Origin of the sequence: Thiorhodococcus minor, from assembly GCF_010820565.1 — a bacterium.
Lineage (GTDB): Bacteria > Pseudomonadota > Gammaproteobacteria > Chromatiales > Chromatiaceae > Thiorhodococcus > Thiorhodococcus minor.
This window is the reverse complement of record NZ_JAAIJQ010000025.1, coordinates 33411-52501: the sequence shown is the minus strand read 5'-3', so window position 1 is coordinate 52501 and position 19091 is coordinate 33411. Positions and strand designations below refer to the sequence as shown.

Here is a 19091-nt window from a genome sequence, read left to right as displayed (position 1 = left end):
GATCGCATCCTGGCCGCAGTCCCTGGTCTGGTTGGTCGAGTGATGATGGTCTCAAAAGTTGCCATTGGCTTCCAAGAGGGCTTGTCCGGGCGAAACCGCTATCGCTTGCCGGCCGAGCGAGGCTCGGCTGGCGAATCCTTGGGCGCGCTGAGCGATGATCGGCGCTCGCGCTCGTTCCGCGGCCTCTCGCCCGGTCCGCTCAGCAGCCGGGCCGATAGCGCAGGTCGAGCGTGTAGGGATGCTCGCCGGCCGGCTCCTCGGGCGGTGGGTCGATCTCGCCTGGGGTGTGGCCCAGGACACGGAAGCGGCTGATGCGGCGACCCTCGGCCTCATAGGCGTTGACCGGGAAGCTGTCGTAGCTGCGCCCGCCCGGGTGGGCGACATAGTAGGTGCAGCCGCCCAGGCTGCGGCGGTTCCAGAGATCGACGATCTCGAGCACCAGGGGGCTGTGCGAGGGGATGGTCGGGTGCAGCCCGGAGGGTGGGCTCCAGGCCTTGAAGCGGATGCCGGCGATCGCCTCGGCGCGCCGCCCGGTCGGGCGCAGCGGGACACGGCGGCCGTTGCAGACCAGGACGTGGCGCTCCTCGGTCATGCCCTTGACCTTGACCTGCATGCGCTCGACCGAGCTGTCGACGAAGCGCGACGTGCCCTGTGCCCTGACCTCTTCGCCGAGAACGTGCCAGGGCTCGATGGCCGCGCGCAGCTCGACGTCGATGCCGTTCTCCGTGACCAGGTCGCCATAGTGCGGGAAGCGGAACTCGAAGAAGGGCTCGAACCAGGCCATGTCGAAGGGATAGCCGGCGCGCTGCAGGTCGCAGATGACGTCCTCGAAGTCCTGGCGGACGAAGTGCGGCAGCAGGAAACGGTCGTGCAGCTCGGTGCCCCAGCGCACCGGCTTGCGGCGGTAGGGCTCCTTCCAGAAGCGTGCGACCAGGGTGCGCAGCAGCAGCATCTGAGCAAGGCTCATGCGCGGATGCGGCGGCATCTCGAAGGCGCGGAACTCCACGAGCCCCTGGCGCCCGGAGGCGCTGTCCGGCGAATAGAGCTTGTCGATGCAGAACTCGGTGCGGTGGGTGTTGCCGGTGACGTCGGTCAGCAGGTTGCGCAAGATGCGGTCGACGATCCAGGGCTGGGGCACCTCGCCCGGCGGCATCTGCTGGAAGGCGATGTCCAGCTCGTAGAGGCGGTCGTCGCGCGCCTCGTCGACCCTTGGGGCCTGACTGGTGGGGCCGATGAAGAGGCCTGAGAAGAGGTAGGACAGGCTCGGGTGATGCTGCCAGTAGGCGATGAGGCTCTGCACCAGGTCCGGCTTGCGCAGCAAGGGGCTGTCCGCAGGCGTCGGGCCGCCGAGGGTCACGTGGTTGCCGCCGCCTGTGCCCGTGTGGCGGCCGTCGAGCATGAATTTCTCGGTCCCGAGCCGGGCCAGGCGCGCCTCCTCGTAAAGGACATGGGTATCGCTGACCATCTGGTCCCAGCTCTCCGCCGGGTGGATGTTGACCTCGATGACGCCGGGATCTGGCGTAACGCCGAGCTTCTGCAGACGCGGATCGCGCGGTGGCTCATAGCCCTCGATGATGATGGGCATGCCCAGCTCGGCGGCGGTGTCCTCGATGCACATCACCAGGTCCAGCCAGTGCTCCAGATGCGTCAGCGGCGGCATGAAGCAGTAGAGGCGTCCCTCGCGCGACTCGATGCAGAGCGCGGTGCGGATGCGGTCTGGGTGCAGATCGGCGCGTAATGCCACCTGCGGCTGAATCGGCTGCTGCGAGTCGTCCAACGGGGCGAGGCGGCCATGGCGTGCCGCCAGGTCGCGCGGCTCAGTGCCCTGCTCGCGAATGGTCTGCGGCGTTTGGCTGGGCTCGACCAGACGGCTGTAGCGCCGGGCGACCTCGTCGAAGGGCGAGCGCAGCGGCTCCACGGGCTCGAAGGGGTTGCGCTCTGGAAATTGATCCAGCTCGGATTCCGGGACCTGGGGCAGGGCGTCCAAGGGCAGGCGCAAGCCCATCGGCGAGTCGCCCGGGATGAGGAAGAGGCGTCCGTCGCGGAAGGTCCAGCGACCGCTCTTCCAGCCGCCGTCCGTGCCGAAGCCCCACCAGCGCAGCGGCAGGACATAGCCGGCGACCTTGTCGAGCCCTTGCTCGAAGAGCCGCGCGATGCGCTTGCGCTCGTTGGGGTCCTTGAGCTTGTTGTCCAGCGGGTCGACGTTGGCCGGGAGTCTGGCCTCCTTCCACATGTAGTACCAGGCGTCCTCATGCGCCTCGCTAGCGTGCTCGGGCGCGACGCCCAGGTGATGGGCGAGGGCGCGGATGAAGGTTGCGGCCTGCTCCGGCCCGTGGCCGTAGCTGGTGCTCTCCTGGCCGAGCAGCGCGGGATCGCGCCACACGGGCTCGCCGTCCTTGCGCCAGTAGCAGGAGAGGGCCCAGCGCGGCAGCTGCTCGCCGGGATACCACTTGCCCTGGCCGATGTGCAGGACGCCGCCGGGCGCGAAACGCTTCTTGAGGCGCAGCAGCAGGTCTTCGGCGAGGGGCTTCTTGGTCGGCCCCAGCGCCGCGATGCTCCACTCCGCGCCGTCGATGTCGTCGATGGAGACGAAGGTCGGCTCGCCCCCCGTGGTCAGGCGCACGTCGTTCGCCGTCAGCTCCGCGTCCACCTGGTGTCCGAGGGTCTCGATCGCGGTCCACTGCTCGGTGGTATAGGGCTTGGTGACGCGTGGATCTTCGTGGATGCGCTCGATCCGGTTGTGAAAGTAGAACTCGACCTCGCAGATGCCGGTCGCACCGGCGATCGGCGCGGCGCTGCGCGGCGAGGGCGAGCAGGCCAGCGGGATGTGGCCCTCTCCGGCGAAGAGGCCGGAGGTCGGGTCGAGGCCGATCCAGCCGGCCCCGGGGACATAGACCTCGGCCCAGGCATGGAGGTCGGTGAAGTCGCGCTCTGGCCCCGAGGGTCCGTCGAGCGATTTGACGTCGGAGGTGAGCTGAATCAGGTAGCCCGAGACGAAGCGCGCGGCGAGTCCGAGGTGCCGAAGGATCTGGACCAGCAGCCAGGCGCTGTCGCGGCAGGAGCCGCGGCGGGTGGACAGGGTGTGCTCGCAGCTCTGGACGCCCGGCTCCATGCGGATGACGTAGCCGATGTCCTCCTGCAGCCGGCGATTGAGGTCGACCAGGAAGTAGACGGTCTCGCGCCTGGTGAGGTCGACGCTAGCCAGCCACTCCTTGAGCAAGGGGCCGTCGTCTGTGATCTCCAGATAGGGCGTCAGCTCCTTGCTCAGCTCCGGCTCGTACTCGAAGGGGTAGTGGTAGGCCTTCTCTTCGAGGAAGAAGTCGAAGGGGTTGATGGTGATCATCTCGGCGATCACGTCCACTTCGACGGTGAGCTTGCGGGCCTTCTCGGGAAAGATCAATCGGGCCAGATAGTTGCCGAAGGCGTCTTGCTGCCAGTTGATGAAGTGCTCTTCCGGCTCGATGCGCAGCGAGTAGGAGCGGATGGGCGTGCGGCAGTGCGGGGCCGGGCGCAGCCGAATCACATGGGGCGCGAGGGCGACGGAGCGGTCGAAGCGGTATTCGGTCTTGTGGCTCAGGGCGACCAGAATCGACATCGGGAGTGATTCCTAAAGGCTGAGGTCTCGGGAAGCTCGGCGACAATGCGGCGTTGGATTCACGCTTGGCGCGGGCGTCGGGGGCAGGTACTGCACGGATGCCAACGATCCCACAAAAGCGTCTGCTTGTCTCGTCTCCGCGGCCGATCGGTTGGCGCGGCAAGGCGCTGGCTCAGCGGTCCCCTTTGGCGAAGGTGTCGAGGAAGTTCTCTGCGGGCATTGGCCGGCCGAGGAAGAAGCCTTGGCAGGCATGGCAGTCGCGCTGGCTCAGGAAGGCGAGCTGGGCCTCGGTCTCCACGCCCTCAGCCGGGCTTCGAAGTGTCTGAGCCCCGTCGGCATCGTCAAGGCGTAATCGAACGAGGCGAGCCTGTCGCTCTGCTCGACGAGGGCGAGATTCTGCTCGAAGGCCGCGCCCACCTCGGGCGGCAGGACATCGCGCACCCGCCGGCCGAGAAACTCCTCCGGAGGGAGATAGAGGCCTTCGACGTGTGCGCCGCGGAAGTCGAGCAGCCTGCCTTCCCTGTCCACCAAGAAGAAGAGGTCCGGCAGCACCTGGAAGAAGGAGTCGAGCAGGTTGCCGCTTTCACGGTCCTCCGTCATGGCCTCCTTGAGGCCGGTGATGTCTTGAATGGCGCCTTCCAGGCGCACGACACGCCCTGCCTCCAGAATCGGGCGGCCCTGGGTTCTCACCCATTTGCGGATGCCCTTGGCCGAGACCAGCTCGAGATCATAGGGGAGGGCTTCTTAGAACGCGGCCCTGATGGCTGCCTCGATCTTCTCGCGGTGGGTGCCCTGGAAGAAGCGCAGCCCTTCCTCAGCCGCCGACCTGGGCGAGATGATCGGTGCGGTCGAGGATGTCGCGCTGGGCTCTCAGCTCGGCCGTTGCCTCGATAAGCTCCAGGGCCACGCCGAGGTCCGCCGTCAGATCGTCGAGGAGACGCAACGCCTCGGTGTCGAAGAAGCCTTCATGGTCGGCACAGAGACTGAAGACTCGGCGCAGGGTGCCGGCGACCCAGATGGGGAAGGCCGCCGATGCGCGGAAGCCGCGCGCCAAGGCGGCATCGCGCCATGGAAGCATCTGCGAGTCCGACGCGATGGCTTTGCAGACGGCGTGCCGGCCGCGCAGGATGGCGAGTCCGGTGGGGCCGTGGGCGCGCTCCGCGTCGGCTAGCGAGATGCTCAAGTGTGCCAAGTAATCGCCGGCCGCTCCGGCGTGGGCGATTGGCTCGATCCGGCTGCTCTCCGGGTCGAGAAGGCCGATCCAGGCCAGCTTGAAGCCACCGACATCGACGGCAACGCGACAGGCTGCCCGATAGAGCGATTCTGGGTCGCGCTCTCTAACGATGGCCCCTTTGATTCCGCTGAGGACGGCGTCGATGCGGTTCAGGCGCTGGATGCGTCCTCGGCCTCCTTGCGCGCCGAGATGTCCCGAGCGATGCCGAGCACCCCAAGAAGCTGTCCATGGCGATCTTTCAAGGGGGTCTTGAGCGTCTCGAAGAGGCCCTGATAGCCATCGCTGGCAAACCTCAGCATTCCTCGTTCATCCTCGGAACACCGGCGGCGATCGCGGCCCGGTCGTGCTCGCGAAAGCAGTCCGCCAGGTCGGCATCCACGAAGTCGTGGTCGCGCTTGCCCAGGATCGCCGTCTCCTTGGCGTCGAAGACGGCTTCGAAGCGGGGGTTGCAGGCCAGATAGACGCCGTCCGGGTCCTTGAGCCAAACGAGGTCTGGAATGGTGTCGAGGAGTGTGCGCAGGCGTCCCTCGCTGGCTGCCAGCGCCTGTCTGCTGCGTGCCAGAAGGAAGGCCATGGCCGCCCCTAGGGTCGCGGTGATGAGGCCGAGCAGGCGGGCCATCCAGAGTCTGGGCGCGACCTGGTCCCAGCCGACCCGCGGGATGGCGGCGATCTGCCAGGCGTCGCCGGGAATGCTGATCTCGAGGGTGATCGGGTCTTCCACGAAAACATTGGGGGCACCGAAGAAGACGCGATCCTGAGCTCCGAGGCCGTCGGCTCCGCGCAGGGCGAGGCGCAGCTCGCCCGTGTTTGCCGCATCGAGGATCCCGGATTGCTGGTACAGGGCGTCGAGGTCGATGACGGCGGCGAGGAGTCCCCAAAGACGCGGCTCTGCTGCCGCTGGTGGGGCCGGGATGTAGACGGGCTCGCGCGCGGCGATGGCAATTCCGCCTTGAGCCAGCTCCAGAGGGCCTGCCAGCGTGGTCTCGCCGGTCAGCACGGCGCGCAGCGCCGCCTCCGATTGCGTTGGCGGTCGACGGTAGTCGAGACCGATCGCGGCTTCGTTGCCCTGCATGGGATACATGAGCGAGATCACCGTGTCGGGCGCGCCCGCGATGTTGCGCAAGGCGCGACGGTCGTCGACGAGGCCCGTGGCGATGCGGCCGAGCTCGTGCTGATCGATGTCGGGGTGTGCGGCGATGACGGCAGCCATGCCATGCACCAGGAGTAGATTGGACGTGATGACGCCTTCGAGGCGCGCTCTGAGGGGCGCGAGCTCGGTCAAGACCTCGAGCTTCACCTCCTCCCGGTGGTGCTGTCGCAGCGACTGCTCGATGAGCTGCTCACCGGCGAGGATGACGACGGCCGCCGCGACGGCTGCCAGCCATGGGCCTTTGACGAGGCGCATCTGTGCGAGTGCTTGCCGAAGACTCAACGCGGCAACCGTTCTTGCGTGGTCTCGACGTGGAGGAGTGTGCCCGGGGCGGGGCATCTTGGCTGGCAGGTGGTTTGGGGCTGCATTCGGGGCACGAAATGGCTGGGCACCCCGGCAGCATGGGCCATCGCGCCTGGGCTGTCAGAGCGTCCGGGGCGCCGCGTCCTCCTTGGTGGCCGGCTGGCAGGATGAGGCAGGCCAAAAAAAGGGGCGCCGAGGCGCCCCTTGAGCTGCAATTGGGTGCGACGATCAGTTGACCTTCGGATCCAGCTCGCCCTTCTCGTAGCGGTGGGTCATGGCCTCGAGGGACAATGCCGTCATCTTGCTGGCGTTGCCCGCGGTGCCGAAGGCCTCGTAGCGGGCCTTGCAGATGTCCTTCATCGCGTTGGTGGCGGCGGTGAAGTATTTGCGCGGGTCGAAGTTCTTGCGGTTCTCGGCCAGGTGGCGACGGATGGCACCTGTGGAGGCCATGCGCAGGTCGGTGTCGATGTTGACCTTGCGCACACCGTGCTTGATGCCTTCGGCGATCTCCTCGACCGGCACGCCATAGGTCTCGCCCATGTCGCCACCGAATTCGTCGATGATCTTGAGCCAATCCTGCGGCACCGAGGAGGAGCCGTGCATGACCAGATGGGTGTTGGGGATGCGGGTGTGGATCTCCTTGATGCGCTCGATCGCCAGGATGTCACCTGTCGGCGGACGGGTGAACTTGTAGGCGCCGTGGGAGGTGCCGATAGCGATGGCCAGGGCGTCGACGCCTGTCTTCTTGACGAAGTCCGCGGCCTCTTCCGGGTCGGTGAGGAGCTGGCTGTGGTCCAGGGTGCCCTCGGCGCCGATGCCGTCTTCCTCGCCGGCCTGGCCGGTCTCGAGCGAGCCCAGGCAGCCCAGCTCGCCTTCCACGGAGACACCACAGGCGTGCGCGATGTCGACGACGCGGCGGGTGATGTCGACGTTGTACTCGTAGGAGGTCGGGGTCTTGCCGTCCTCGCCCAATGATCCGTCCATCATGACCGAGGAGAAGCCGAGCTGGATGGAGCGCTGGCACACGGGCATGGAGGTGCCGTGGTCCTGGTGCATGCAGACGGGGATGTGCGGCCACTCTTCGATGGCGGCGAGGATGAGGTGGCGCAGGAAGGGGGCGCCGGCGTACTTACGGGCACCGGCGGAGGCCTGCACGATGACCGGGGAGTCGGTCTCGTCGGCGGCCTCCATGATGGCGCGCATCTGCTCGAGGTTGTTGACGTTGTAGGCGGGCACGCCGTAGCCGTGCTCGGCGGCGTGGTCCAGCATCTGGCGGAGTGAGATGAGAGCCATTGGGAGTCCTCGTCGTTAAGGTTGCTGTTGCTCGGTTGCTGTTGATGGAGCGGTTGTCGAAAGTGGGCAGTTCTCAGTGGACAGTTGCTCAGTGGACAGTGGACAGTTTTCAGTGGACAGATTCTCAAGAACGTCGCCAGTCGCATTGGTCGCTGCCAAGGATTCGGCAATTCGGCGGGCAGAAACGGCCTAGGTGCAGCGCGAGCCGCCTTGACGCCAAGGCGGCGGAAGAGGTTGGCTTCACTGCCCACTGCCCACTGCCCACTGCCCACTGCCCACTGCCCACTGCCCACTGCCCACTGCCCACTGCCCACTGCCCACTCGCCGGTCAGTCTCCGGCCAAGAGCTTGTGCTCGCCGACACGCATGATTTTCATGATGTTGGTCTGGCCTTCAACCCCGGAGCGATCGCCCTTGGTGATGATGACCAGATCGCCATTCTGGACGGTGCCGTCGGCGAGCAGGACCTCGATCACCTCGCGGTTGACCTCGTGGATGTCGGTGCTGGCGACATCGAAGGCGACCGGGTAGACGCCGCGGAAGAGACCGACTTTGCGGCGCGTCTCCTGGAAGCGCGTCATGGCGTAGATGGGGATGCCCGAGCTGATACGCGACATCCACTTCACCGTCGAGCCGGTCTCCGTCAGCGCGGCGATCGCCTTTACGCCCAGGTGATTGGCGGTGTACATGGCCGCCATGGCGATGCCCTCGTCGACGCGGCCGAAGACGGAGTCGATGCGATGCCCGGAGCGCGTCACCGCCTTCTCGGCCTCCAGGCAGATGCGATCGAGCGCCTCGACGACCTTGACCGGGTTCTTGCCGATCGAGCTCTCGGCCGAGAGCATGACCGCGTCCGTCCCGTCGAGGACGGCGTTGGCGACGTCGAAGACCTCGGCGCGGGTCGGGATCGGGCTCTCGATCATCGACTGCATCATTTGCGTCGCGGTGATGACCACGGCGTTCAGCTCGCGTGCGCGGCTGATCAGACGCTTCTGCACGGAGGGCAGCTCGGCGTCGCCGATCTCCACGCCCAGGTCGCCGCGCGCGACCATGATGGCGTCGGAGGCGTTGATGATGTCGTCGATGTCATTCAGAGACTCGGCGCGCTCGACCTTGGCGACGATGCCGCCGCGGCCGCCCGCCGAGTGGAAGAGCTCACGCGCGAGCCGGACATCGTTGCCGCTGCGCACGAAGGAGACGGCGAGATAGTCGGCATCGATCTCGGCGGCGAAGCGGATGTCTTCCTTGTCCTTGTCCGTCAGGGCCGGGGCGGAGAGGCCGCCGCCCTTCTTGTTGATGCCCTTGTTGTTCGACAGGGTGCCGCCGACCACGACCTTGCAGTCGATACGGCCGTTCGCGACGGTGTCGACCCAGAGCTCGATGGCGCCATCGTCGAGCAGCAGGGTGTCGCCGTGGCGGACGTCGTTGGCGAGCCGCGCATAGGTGGTGCCGACTCGGGTCTGGTCGCCCTCGTCGGGTCCGCAGTTGGCGTCGATCGCGAAGCTTTCGCCGTGCGCGAGCTCGACCTGGCCTTGGGCGAACTTGCCGATACGGATCTTGGGGCCCTGGAGGTCCATGAGCACCGCGACCTCTTGGCCCGCGGCGACGGCGCGCTCGCGAATGCGCTCGGCACGCTCGCGATGGCGGTCGTGACTGTCATGAGAGAGATTGAGACGGACGACATCCACGCCTGCGGCGATCATCTCGTCCATCACGGAAATGGGATCTGTCGCCGGACCCAGGGTCGCGACGATCTTTGTGCGTCTTGGCATATGTAAGCTTCCAGCTTCCAGCGACCAGCCGCCAGCCCTGAGGGCTGGCGGCTGGTCTAGGAAGTGAGATCAATCCTTGGAGCGGGCTTCCAGCATGGCAACCGCGGGGAGCGTCTTGCCCTCGAGGTATTCCAGGAAGGCGCCGCCTGCGGTGGAGATGTAGGACACCTTGTCGTAGATGTCGTACTTCTGGATGGCGGCGATGGTGTCGCCGCCGCCGGCCAGGCTGAAGCCAGGGGCATTGGCGATGGCCATGGAGACGGTCTTGGTGCCCTCGCCGAACTGGTCGAACTCGAAGACGCCGACGGGGCCGTTCCAGACGATGGTGCCGGCCTTGGCGATGATGTCCGCCAGTGCCTGCGCGGAGTCGGGGCCGATATCGAAGATCATGTCGTCGTCGGCGACCTCGTCGGCAGCCTTGGACACGGCGGGCTCGTTCTCGTCGAACTGCTTGCCGCAGACCACATCCGTGGCGATCGGGATGGTCGCGCCACGTGCGGTCATCTTCTCCATCAGCGCCTTGGCGGTCGGGATGAGGTCGTGCTCGCACAGCGACTTGCCGACGTTCTGGCCGGCCGCCGCCAGGAAGGTGTTGGCGATGCCGCCGCCGACGACGAGCTGATCGACCTTCTCGGAGAGGGCCTCGAGCACGGTCAGCTTGGTGGAGACCTTGGAGCCGCCGACGATGGCGACCATGGGGCGCGCCGGGCTGGCGAGCGCCTTCTGCAGGGCGTCCAGCTCCTCGCTCAGCAGCAGACCCGCGCAGGCGGTCGGCGCGAACTTGCCGGCGCCATGGGTCGAGGCCTGGGCGCGGTGGGCGGTGCCGAAGGCGTCCATGACGAAGACGTCGCAGAGGGATGCGTATTGTTTCGCGAGATCCTCGGCGTCCTTCTTCTCGCCCTTGTTGAAGCGGACGTTCTCGAGCAGGACCAGCTCGCCATCGGCAACCTCGGGGGGCGTCTCCAGGTAGTCGCGCACCAGTCGGACCTCAAGGCCCATCTTGGCGCTCAGGTCGTCGGCGACCGGCTTCATGGAGTTCTCCTCGGAGAAGACGCCTTCCTCCGGGCGGCCGAGGTGCGACATGACCATCACCTTGGCGCCGGCCTTGAGACAGTGCTCGAAGGTGGGCATGGAGGCGGTGATGCGTGCGTCCGAGGTGACCTTGCCGTCCTTGACCGGGACATTGAGGTCGGAGCGAATCAGAACCCGTTTCCCGGCCAGATCGAGGTCGGCGAGCTTGATGAAGGACATAGTCGTATCCTCTTGGGTCTTGTAGTTGTGTAAAGGCTTCAGGGCCAAGGTGGGCCTTGCCTCAAGCCTCTTGGGAAGCTGTTAGCCTCCAGCTACCAGCCGCCAGCTTGTGGTGGACTGCGCTGCGCTTGTCCACCCTACGACTCGGAGCGAGCAACGCAGGGTGGACGAGCCTTAGCGAAGTCCACCAAGCCAGCTTGTAGGATGGGTAGAGCGGCTGCCTCTGTACCGGCAATTGGCGCCGATCCGAGCGCCGCGAAACCCATCAGCTTCGGGATGCGCAGCGAGCTCCATCCCGACGCCGGTCGGTCCGGTGCCTTGATGGGTTTCGCTGCGCTCTACCCATCCTACTTCGCGACGTGCTGGACCAGTCTCAGCATGTTGCAGGTGTAGCCGTACTCGTTGTCGTACCAGGACACGACCTTGATGAAGGTCGGGTCGAGCGCGATGCCGGCGCCCGAGTCGAAGATCGAGGGGTTGCCGCAGCCGCGGAAGTCGGTCGAGACGACCTTCTCGTCGGTGTAGGCCAGGACGCCGGCCAGGTCGCCGGACTCTGAGGCGGCCTTCATGGCGGCGCAGATGTCGTCATAGCTGGCATCCTTGCTCAGCTCGACGGTGAGGTCGACGACCGAGACGTCGGAGGTGGGCACGCGGAAGGCCATGCCGGTCAGCTTGCCGTTGAGCTCGGGCAGCACCTTGCCGACGGCCTTCGCGGCGCCGGTGGAGGAGGGGATGATGTTCTCCAGGATGCCGCGGCCGCCGCGCCAGTCCTTCATGGAGGGGCCGTCGACCGTCTTCTGGGTGGCGGTGGCGGCGTGGACCGTGGTCATGAGGCCGCGCTTGATGCCCCAGTTGTCGTGCAGGACCTTGGCCACAGGCGCCAGGCAGTTGGTGGTGCAGGAGGCCGCCGAGACGATGGCCTGGCCGTCATAGGTGTTGTGGTTGACGCCATAGACGAACATGGGGGTGGCGTCCTTGGAGGGCGCGCTCTGCACGACCTTCTTGGCACCCGCGTCGATGTGCTTCTGGCAGGTCTCTGTGGTCAGGAAGAAGCCGGTGCACTCGATGACCAGCTCGGCGCCGACCTCGTCCCACTTGAGGTTGGCGGGATCGCGCTCGGCGGTGAGACGGATCTTCTTGCCGTTGACGATCATGGTGTTGCCGTCGATGGCGATGTCGCCCTGGAAGTTGCCGTGGACCGAGTCGTACTTGAGCATGTAGGCCAGGTAGTCAGGGTCGAGCAGGTCGTTGATGCCGACGACCTCGATCTCCGGGAAGTCCTTGCTGATCGCGCGGAATGCCATGCGACCGATACGGCCAAACCCGTTGATGCCAACCTTAATTGCCATGTGTGCTGCTCCTGTTGAGGAAGTTGTCAGTGGTCAGTGATCAGTTGTCAGTGAAGCGCTCGCCTCGGGCGGCGAGCGCCGCCCGAGGCGCTTAGCGGCTAGAGGACGCCTTTCACCGTGTCGACGAGGTTGTCGACCGTGAAGCCGAGCTCCTTGAAGAGCGCGCCGGCCGGGGCGGACTCGCCGAAGCGGTCGATGCCCAGCACAGCGCCCTGGCTGCCGACGTACTTCCACCAGCCGTCGGTGACCGCGGCCTCGACGGCGACGCGGGCGGTGACGGCCTTGGGCAGGACGGACTCCTTGTAGGCGTCGTCCTGGGCGTCGAAGGCGTTGGTCGAGGGCATGGAGACGACGCGGATGGCCTTGTCGCTCATGGCCTCGGCGGCCTTGACGGCCAGCTCGACCTCGGAGCCGGTGGCGATGATGATGGCGTCCGGTGTGCCCGCGCAGTCACGCAGCACATAGCCGCCGCGGGCGATGTCGGCGATCTGCGCAGCGGTGCGCTCCATGTGCGCCAGGTTCTGGCGCGAGAAGATGAGGCAGCTTGGCGATTCCTTGCGCTCGATCGCGAGCTTCCAGGATACGGCGGACTCGACCGCGTCGCAGGGGCGCCAGACGCTCATGTTGGGGATCATGCGCAGGGTCGGGATCTGCTCGACCGGCTGGTGGGTCGGGCCGTCCTCGCCCAGACCGATGGAGTCGTGGGTATAGACGAAGATGGACGGGACCTTCATCAGGGCGGCCATGCGCAGGGCGTTGCGGGCGTACTCGGAGAACATCAGGAAGGTCGCGCCATAGGGCACGAAGCCGCCGTGCAGGGCGATGCCGTTCATGATGGCGGACATGCCGAACTCGCGGACGCCATAGAAGACGTAGTTGCCGCCGTCGTTCTTGCTGACACCCTTGCAGCCCTTCCACAGCGTGAGGTTGGAGCCGGCCAGGTCGGCGGAGCCGCCCATCAGCTCGGGCAGCAGCGGGCCCAAGCCGTTCAGCGCGTTCTGCGAGGCCTTGCGCGAGGCGATGGTCTCAGCCTTCTCGACCACGGAGGCGATGAAGGCGTCCGACTTCTCGGACCAATCGGCGGGCAGCTCGCCGGCCATGCGGCGCTTGAATTCGGCGGCCTCGGCGGGGAAGGCTTGGGCGTAGGCGTCGAGCTTGGCGTTCCAGTCGGCCTCGGCCGCCGCGCCGCGCTCCTTGGCGTCCCAGCCCTGGTAGACGCTCTCGGGAATCTCGAAGGGCGCATGGCTCCAGCCGAGGTTCTCGCGGGTCAGTGCGATCTCGTCCTCGCCCAGTGCGGCACCATGACACTCCTCCTTGCCCTGCTTGTTGGGCGAGCCATAACCGATGATGGTCTGGCAGCAAATGAGGGTCGGCTTGTCGCCCATGGCGCGCGCCTGCTCGACGGCATTCTTGATGGCCTCAGGGTCGTGACCGTCGACCTTGGGGATGACGTGCCAGCCATAGGCCTCGAAGCGCTTCGGCGTGTCGTCCAGGAACCAGCCGGGGGTGTCGCCGTGGCCGCGAACCTCGCCGTCGATCGAGATGTTGTTGTCGTCGTAGAAGGCGACCAGCTTGCCCAGGCCGAGCGCGCCGGCGAGCGAGCAGGCCTCGTGCGAAATGCCTTCCATGAGGCAGCCGTCGCCTAGGAAGACGTAGGTGTTGTGGTCGACGATCTCATGGCCTGGCTTGTTGAACTCGGCGGCCAGCGCCTTCTCGGCGATGGCCATGCCCACGGCGTTGGTGATGCCTTGGCCGAGCGGGCCGGTGGTGGTCTCGACACCAGGGGCGTAGCCGTACTCTGGGTGGCCTGGGGTCTTGGAGTGGAGCTGACGGAACTGCTTGAGGTCGTCGATGCTCAGGTCATACCCGGTCAGGTGGAGGAGGGAATAGATGAGCATGGAGCCGTGGCCGTTGGACAGCACGAAACGGTCGCGGTCTGCCCACTCCGGGTTGGACGGGTTGTGGGTCATGAAGTCGTTCCACAACACCTCGGCGATGTCCGCCATGCCCATGGGCGCGCCCGGGTGGCCGGATTTGGCCTTTTGAACCGCGTCCATGGAGAGCGCGCGGATGGCGTTGGCGAGTTCTTTGCGTGAGGACATGAGCCCCTCCTCTAAGCTATCGGTGACAAAAATGTTGCGCAGGCCGCAACCGTCGGCAGCCGGTTAGTCGTTGAGACAGCAATCGATGAGACGGATCGTAGCGCAGCGCCGACAGGCGGTTGGTGGGGCGTGCTGCCACGTTGAGCGCGGGATTCGTTACGAGAAGCGGGAGCCTCCGCTGAAACGACGATGCCAGGTCGTGGCGCCCTCAAAGGAGCGCCATTCTGTACCAAAACACCCAAGTCCCGGAATCAAAACAAACTTATGCCGCCCAAAACCAATTTATAACTTCCTAATATTAAGAATTGGCGGCGGAAATGGCCAGCATTTTCGTCACCTTTTTCTCGCTAGGGCGTCATTCGCCGCGCCACTTGATGGAGCAGCCGATGCTTGGGATCTGGTCTTTCGGGCCTTTGCCGGTCTCCGCGACCTGCTTCATGGCCTCGAAGAGGTCCCGTCGCACGTCGGCCGCCGCGGCCTCTTTACGGCTGGCGTCCAGGCGGCCGCGGTACTGCAGGCCCAGGTCGGCGTTGTAGCCGAAGAAGTCCGGGGTGCAGACGGCGCCGTAGGCCTTGGCGACTTCTTGGCTCTCGTCGTAGAGGTAGGGGAAGGGGAAGGCGTACTCCTGCGCGACCCGCTTCATGTTGTCGAAGGAGTCCTCGGGATAGTCCGCGACGTCGTTCGAGCTGATGGCGACGCAGCCGATGCCCAGCTCGGCCAGCTCACGCGCGTCGCGTACGAGGCGGTCGCGCACCGCTTGGACATAGGGGCAGTGGTTGCAGATGAACATGACCAGAAGGCCGCGCTCGCCCTTGCAGTCGTCGCGGGTCCGAGTCTTGCCATCGACGCCGGGCAGGGAAAAGTCCGGCGCTGGGGCGCCGAAATCGCAAACTGGTGTCTCCGCAGCCATACAGAACCTCCGAGCTCTTTGCTTGGTTACACTGATCGCGGCATGGTACCGGAAGCGCCGCCGATTCCAAGTCCCATGTTTTCTCGACTCGACTCGATCGGCCGAGCCCCTTGATCTCAGCGGGTTTGAAGGCATGAGCGGAGCCGCTATCATGGTTGGCTTCATCAACGCGCGATATCGTGCCCAGACCAGGCCTCATACCTTATGAGCAAGGACTACATCTTTACTTCCGAATCCGTCTCCGAGGGCCATCCGGACAAGATGGCCGATCAGATCTCCGACGCCGTTCTGGATGAGATCTATCGCCGCGATCCCAACCACGCCAAGGCACGCGTTGCCTGCGAGACCCTGGTGAAAACCGGCTTCGTCATGCTCGCCGGCGAGATCACGGTCACCGACGCAGACCTCAAGATCGACTATGAGTCGGTCGTGCGCCGTGTCGTCAAGGAGATCGGCTACGACAACTCCGAGTGCGGCTTCGACGGCAACAACTGCGGCGTGCTCATCGCGCTAGGCGAGCAGTCCAAGGACATCAACCAGGGCGTCGACCGCGAGTCCGAAGAGGCGCAGGGCGCCGGCGACCAGGGCCTGATGTTCGGCTACGCCACCAACGAGACCGACATGCTGATGCCGGCCCCCATCGACTATGCGCACCGCCTGGTCAAGCGTCAGGCCGAGGTCCGCAAGAATGGGACCCTGCCGTGGCTGCGCCCGGACGCCAAGTCGCAGATCACCATGCGCTACAGCGACGGTAAGCCGGTCGCCGTGGACGCCGTGGTCCTCTCCACGCAGCACAGCGAAGACGTCAGCGAGAGCGTCCTGCACGAAGCCATCATGGAAGAGGTCATCAAGCCCGTGCTGGGCGAGACCGGCTGGCTGAAGGCCGAGACCAAGTACCACATCAACCCGACCGGCAAGTTCGTCATCGGCGGCCCGGTGGGCGACTGCGGTCTGACCGGCCGTAAGATCATCGTCGACACCTATGGCGGAATGGCCCGTCATGGCGGCGGCGCCTTTTCCGGGAAGGATCCGTCCAAGGTCGACCGCTCCGCGGCCTATGCCGGGCGCTACGTGGCCAAGAACATCGTCGCCGCCGGCCTGGCCGACAAGTGCGAGATCCAGGTGTCCTATGCCATCGGCGTCGCCGAGCCGACCTCTGTGTCCATCGATACCTTCGGCACGGCCCGCGTGAGCGAGGAGCGCATCATTGAGCTGGTCCGCGCCCACTTCGATCTGCGCCCCTTCGGCATCATGCGCATGTTGGACCTCACCAACCGCGAGCTGATCAAGTATCAGGACACCGCAGCCTATGGCCACTTCGGCCGTGCCGAGTCCGGCTTCACCTGGGAGCGTACCGACAAGGCGCAGATGCTGAAGGAGGCGGCTGGCATCTAATCCCCCCGAATGACGCGGCGGACCTTCTTGGGTCCATTGCGATCAACCCCACGCCGAGGAGCGTTGCAACCCCATCTCCGCTGGAGATCGGGCCAGGCTCGGCGCGAGTGGGTCCATTTTGTCCAAACGGCGCTCACTCACGATTCATCGAGAGCTGATTAACCATGAGTGAGTTTACCGACTACAAGGTTGCTGACATTTCCCTGGCCGACTTCGGCCGCAAGGAGCTGAACATCGCCGAGACCGAAATGCCCGGTCTCATGGCACTGCGCGAGAAGTACGGCCCATCCAAGCCGCTCAAGGGCGCCCGTATCACCGGCAGTCTTCACATGACCATCCAGACCGCGGTCCTCATCGAGACCCTGGTCGAGCTGGGTGCCGAGGTGCGCTGGTGCTCCTGCAACATCTTTTCCACTCAGGATCATGCGGCAGCGGCCATGGCCGCGCGCGGCATCCCCGTCTTTGCCTGGAAGGGCGAGACCCTGGAGGAGTATTGGTGGTGCACCGAGCAGGTGCTCAACTGGCCGGACGGTAAGGGTCCGAACATGATCCTGGACGACGGCGGCGATGCGACGCTGCTGGTCCACAAGGGTGTCGAGTACGAAAAGGCCGGCGCCATTCCGGCTCCTACTGCCGACGACAACGAGGAATGGACGGCCGTGCTTGGGGTGCTCAACCGCACCTTCGACAAGGACAAGGAGCACTGGCACAAGATCGCCCACGACATCAAGGGCGTGACCGAGGAGACCACCACCGGCGTGCATCGCCTCTACGAGATGGCGAAAGAGGGCACGCTCCTCTTCCCCGGCATCAACGTCAACGACTCGGTCACCAAGTCCAAGTTCGACAATCTCTACGGCTGCCGCGAGTCGCTGGTCGACGGCATCAAGCGCGCGACCGACGTCATGATCGCCGGCAAGATCTCCATGGTCTGCGGCTATGGCGACGTCGGCAAGGGCTGCGCCCAGTCGCTGCGCGGGCTCGGCGCCACGGTCTGGGTCTCCGAGATTGACCCCATCTGCGCCCTGCAGGCGGCGATGGAGGGCTTCCGCGTCGTGACCATGGAAGATGCCGCGCCGATCGCCGACATCTTCGTCACCACGACCGGCAACAAGGACATCATCACCCACGACCACATGGCCGCCATGAAGGACCAGGCCATCGTCTGCAACATCGGTCACTTCGACAACGAGATCGATATCGCCAGCGTCAGCAAGTACCAGTGGGAAGAGATCAAGCCCCAGGTCGATCACATCATCTTCCCGGACGGCAAGCGCATCATCATGCTCGCCCAGGGACGTCTGGTGAATCTGGGCTGCGCGACCGGCCATCCGAGCTTCGTCATGTCCAACAGCTTCACCAACCAGGTGCTGGCTCAGATCGAGATCTTCACCAAGCCGGACGCGTATCCGATCGGCGTCTATGTGCTGCCGAAGCACCTCGACGAGGAAGTCGCGCGGCTGCACCTGGGCAAGATCGGCGCCAAGCTGACCAAGCTCACGGAGTCTCAGGCGTCCTACATCGGCGTCAGTGTCGAGGGTCCCTACAAGCCGGAGCATTATCGGTACTAGGGAGCCGCCAGCTTCCAGCGGCCAGCCTTCGGCCGGTGCCCTCTGGCACGTGGCTGAAGTGCTGGGATCGAGGCTCCCCTCGGACCGTCGGTCTGCGGGGGGCAGATGACTAGCTGGGTCTCCAGTCGCCAGCGGTGAGCCAGGCAGCCGCTCGTGCTGCTGGCCGCTGGCGCCTGGAGGCTGGAGGCTCAATATGTCGACTGACACCCATCGATTGCCCATCTACAGCGTCGAGCTCTTTCCGCCCAAGACGGCGGAGGGCATGGAGAAGCTCAAGCGCGAGATCGCGCGCATCAACTCCGTCGGGCCGCGCTATTTCTCCGTAACCTATGGCGCCGGGGGCTCGACCCGTGAGCGCACCTTCGAGACTGTCGACTGGCTCTGCGGCCAAGGCATCGACACGGCGCCGCATCTTGCCTGCATCGGCTCCACCCGCGATGAAGTGCGGGACATTCTCACCCGCTACCGAGATCAGGGCATCCGCCGCTTGGTCGCCTTGCGTGGGGACATGCCCTCAGGAATGGGAGGCGGCCATGGCGGGGACTTTCGCTATGCCAACGAGCTGGTGTCCTTCGTGCGCGCGGAGTTTGGCGAGACCTTTTTCATCGAGGTCGCCGCCTATCCGGAATATCACCCGCAGTCCGGCAGTCCGGCGCGTGATCTCGCGAACTTCAAGCGCAAGGTCGCGGCGGGCGCCGACGGTGCCATCACGCAGTACTTCTACAATGCGGATGCCTACTTCGGCTTCGTCGAGACCTGCCTTAGGGCCGGTTTGGATCTGCCCATCGTGCCGGGCATCATGCCGATCAGCAACTACACCCAGCTGGCACGCTTCTCCGATGCCTGCGGGGCGGAGATCCCGCGCTGGGTCCGTCGCCGACTGGAGGGCTATGGCGATGATGTGGAGAGTATTCGTGCCTTTGGTCACGAGGTGGTGCTCAACCTCTGTCGCCAGCTCATCGACGGCGGCGTGCCAGGGCTGCACTTCTACACCATGAATCAATCGAAGCCCGTGCTGCGCCTCTGGGAGGAGCTTGGCCTGCCGACGCCTGGCTGAGCCGGCAAAGAACGAGTTGTACACGGTTGGGTGGTATTTTGGCCGGATTGCGAATTCGCATGTCCGTTAGGTGACAGGGGTTGATAGCCTTTCAACCGCGAAATCATCCA

14 protein-coding genes and 1 riboswitch are annotated in these 19091 nt (G+C 65.4%); of the genes, 3 read left to right on the top strand and 11 right to left on the bottom strand.

The features are described from left to right. Window positions 1-199 precede the first annotated feature (199 nt). The 11 genes from G3446_RS10400 to G3446_RS10350 all read right to left on the bottom strand — a co-directional run bounded on the left by G3446_RS10400 (window position 200) and on the right by G3446_RS10350 (window position 14958). On the bottom strand, window positions 200-3595 hold the full coding sequence (locus G3446_RS10400; RefSeq protein WP_164452766.1) for a transglutaminase family protein: 3396 nt from the start codon (window positions 3593-3595) through the stop codon (window positions 200-202). A 267-nt stretch (window positions 3596-3862) separates the two neighbouring features. Continuing rightward, the gene (locus G3446_RS10390) at window positions 3863-4285 is read right to left on the bottom strand and encodes a PAS domain-containing protein (protein WP_164452764.1); all 423 of its coding nucleotides are present in this window, start codon (window positions 4283-4285) and stop codon (window positions 3863-3865) included. Between the two features lie 124 nt (window positions 4286-4409). Next, entirely contained in the window at window positions 4410-4940 is a 531-nt protein-coding gene (locus G3446_RS10385) for a GAF domain-containing protein (RefSeq protein WP_342450090.1), read from the bottom strand. Between the two features lie 38 nt (window positions 4941-4978). After that, window positions 4979-5128 (bottom strand): PAS domain-containing protein, encoded by a 150-nt coding sequence (locus G3446_RS28020; protein ID WP_245232424.1) that lies wholly within the window; start codon window positions 5126-5128, stop codon window positions 4979-4981. Next, window positions 5122-6234, bottom strand: coding sequence for a CHASE domain-containing protein (locus G3446_RS10380; RefSeq protein ID WP_245232423.1), 1113 nt, complete (start codon window positions 6232-6234; stop codon window positions 5122-5124). Before G3446_RS10380 ends, G3446_RS28020 begins: the two co-directional genes overlap by 7 nt. A gap of 276 nt (window positions 6235-6510) precedes the next feature. Beyond that, on the bottom strand, window positions 6511-7575 hold the full coding sequence (fba, locus tag G3446_RS10375; RefSeq protein ID WP_164452763.1) for a class II fructose-bisphosphate aldolase: 1065 nt from the start codon (window positions 7573-7575) through the stop codon (window positions 6511-6513). A 328-nt stretch (window positions 7576-7903) separates the two neighbouring features. Further along, on the bottom strand, window positions 7904-9346 hold the full coding sequence (gene pyk / locus G3446_RS10370) for a pyruvate kinase (RefSeq protein ID WP_164452762.1): 1443 nt from the start codon (window positions 9344-9346) through the stop codon (window positions 7904-7906). Between the two features lie 69 nt (window positions 9347-9415). Further along, window positions 9416-10597, bottom strand: coding sequence for a phosphoglycerate kinase (locus G3446_RS10365; RefSeq protein WP_164452761.1), 1182 nt, complete (start codon window positions 10595-10597; stop codon window positions 9416-9418). Window positions 10598-10944: 347 nt separating this feature from the next. Continuing rightward, window positions 10945-11946: a type I glyceraldehyde-3-phosphate dehydrogenase gene (gap, locus tag G3446_RS10360; RefSeq protein ID WP_164452760.1), complete on the bottom strand. Its 1002-nt coding sequence runs from the start codon at window positions 11944-11946 to the stop codon at window positions 10945-10947. A gap of 98 nt (window positions 11947-12044) precedes the next feature. After that, the gene (gene tkt, locus G3446_RS10355) at window positions 12045-14048 is read right to left on the bottom strand and encodes a transketolase (RefSeq protein ID WP_164452759.1); all 2004 of its coding nucleotides are present in this window, start codon (window positions 14046-14048) and stop codon (window positions 12045-12047) included. Window positions 14049-14403: 355 nt separating this feature from the next. Beyond that, a complete protein-coding gene (locus tag G3446_RS10350) occupies window positions 14404-14958 on the bottom strand; it encodes a thioredoxin family protein (protein ID WP_164452758.1) in 555 nt (184 codons plus the stop codon). Window positions 14959-15162: 204 nt separating this feature from the next. Here G3446_RS10350 and metK point away from each other — a divergent pair, with 204 nt between their 5' ends. The 3 genes from metK (at window position 15163) to metF (ending at window position 18981) form a co-directional block, all read left to right on the top strand. Next, window positions 15163-16353 carry a methionine adenosyltransferase gene (metK, locus tag G3446_RS10345; protein ID WP_164452757.1) on the top strand — a complete coding sequence of 397 codons (1191 nt, stop codon included), beginning with the start codon at window positions 15163-15165 and terminating at the stop codon, window positions 16351-16353. Window positions 16354-16402: 49 nt separating this feature from the next. Next, window positions 16403-16495, top strand: a riboswitch (S-adenosyl-L-homocysteine riboswitch). A gap of 22 nt (window positions 16496-16517) precedes the next feature. Continuing rightward, window positions 16518-17924, top strand: coding sequence for an adenosylhomocysteinase (ahcY, locus tag G3446_RS10340; protein ID WP_164452756.1), 1407 nt, complete (start codon window positions 16518-16520; stop codon window positions 17922-17924). A 193-nt stretch (window positions 17925-18117) separates the two neighbouring features. Continuing rightward, window positions 18118-18981, top strand: coding sequence for a methylenetetrahydrofolate reductase [NAD(P)H] (gene metF, locus G3446_RS10335; protein ID WP_164452755.1), 864 nt, complete (start codon window positions 18118-18120; stop codon window positions 18979-18981). Window positions 18982-19091: the final 110 nt, after the last annotated feature.

Excerpts from the sequence above, each read along its gene's own strand:
- G3446_RS10365 (WP_164452761.1), bottom strand. The coding sequence starts at position 10,597 with ATGTCCTTCATCAAGCTCGCCGACCTCGATCTGGCCGGGAAACGGGTT.
- metF (WP_164452755.1), top strand. The coding sequence starts at position 18,118 with ATGTCGACTGACACCCATCGATTGCCCATCTACAGCGTCGAGCTCTTT.
- G3446_RS10350 (WP_164452758.1), bottom strand. The coding sequence starts at position 14,958 with ATGGCTGCGGAGACACCAGTTTGCGATTTCGGCGCCCCAGCGCCGGAC.
- metK (WP_164452757.1), top strand. The coding sequence starts at position 15,163 with ATGAGCAAGGACTACATCTTTACTTCCGAATCCGTCTCCGAGGGCCAT.
- tkt (WP_164452759.1), bottom strand. The coding sequence starts at position 14,048 with ATGTCCTCACGCAAAGAACTCGCCAACGCCATCCGCGCGCTCTCCATG.
- G3446_RS10380 (WP_245232423.1), bottom strand. The coding sequence starts at position 6,234 with ATGCGCCTCGTCAAAGGCCCATGGCTGGCAGCCGTCGCGGCGGCCGTC.
- fba (WP_164452763.1), bottom strand. The coding sequence starts at position 7,575 with ATGGCTCTCATCTCACTCCGCCAGATGCTGGACCACGCCGCCGAGCAC.
- pyk (WP_164452762.1), bottom strand. The coding sequence starts at position 9,346 with ATGCCAAGACGCACAAAGATCGTCGCGACCCTGGGTCCGGCGACAGAT.
- G3446_RS28020 (WP_245232424.1), bottom strand. The coding sequence starts at position 5,128 with ATGCTGAGGTTTGCCAGCGATGGCTATCAGGGCCTCTTCGAGACGCTC.
- G3446_RS10400 (WP_164452766.1), bottom strand. The coding sequence starts at position 3,595 with ATGTCGATTCTGGTCGCCCTGAGCCACAAGACCGAATACCGCTTCGAC.
- ahcY (WP_164452756.1), top strand. The coding sequence starts at position 16,518 with ATGAGTGAGTTTACCGACTACAAGGTTGCTGACATTTCCCTGGCCGAC.
- gap (WP_164452760.1), bottom strand. The coding sequence starts at position 11,946 with ATGGCAATTAAGGTTGGCATCAACGGGTTTGGCCGTATCGGTCGCATG.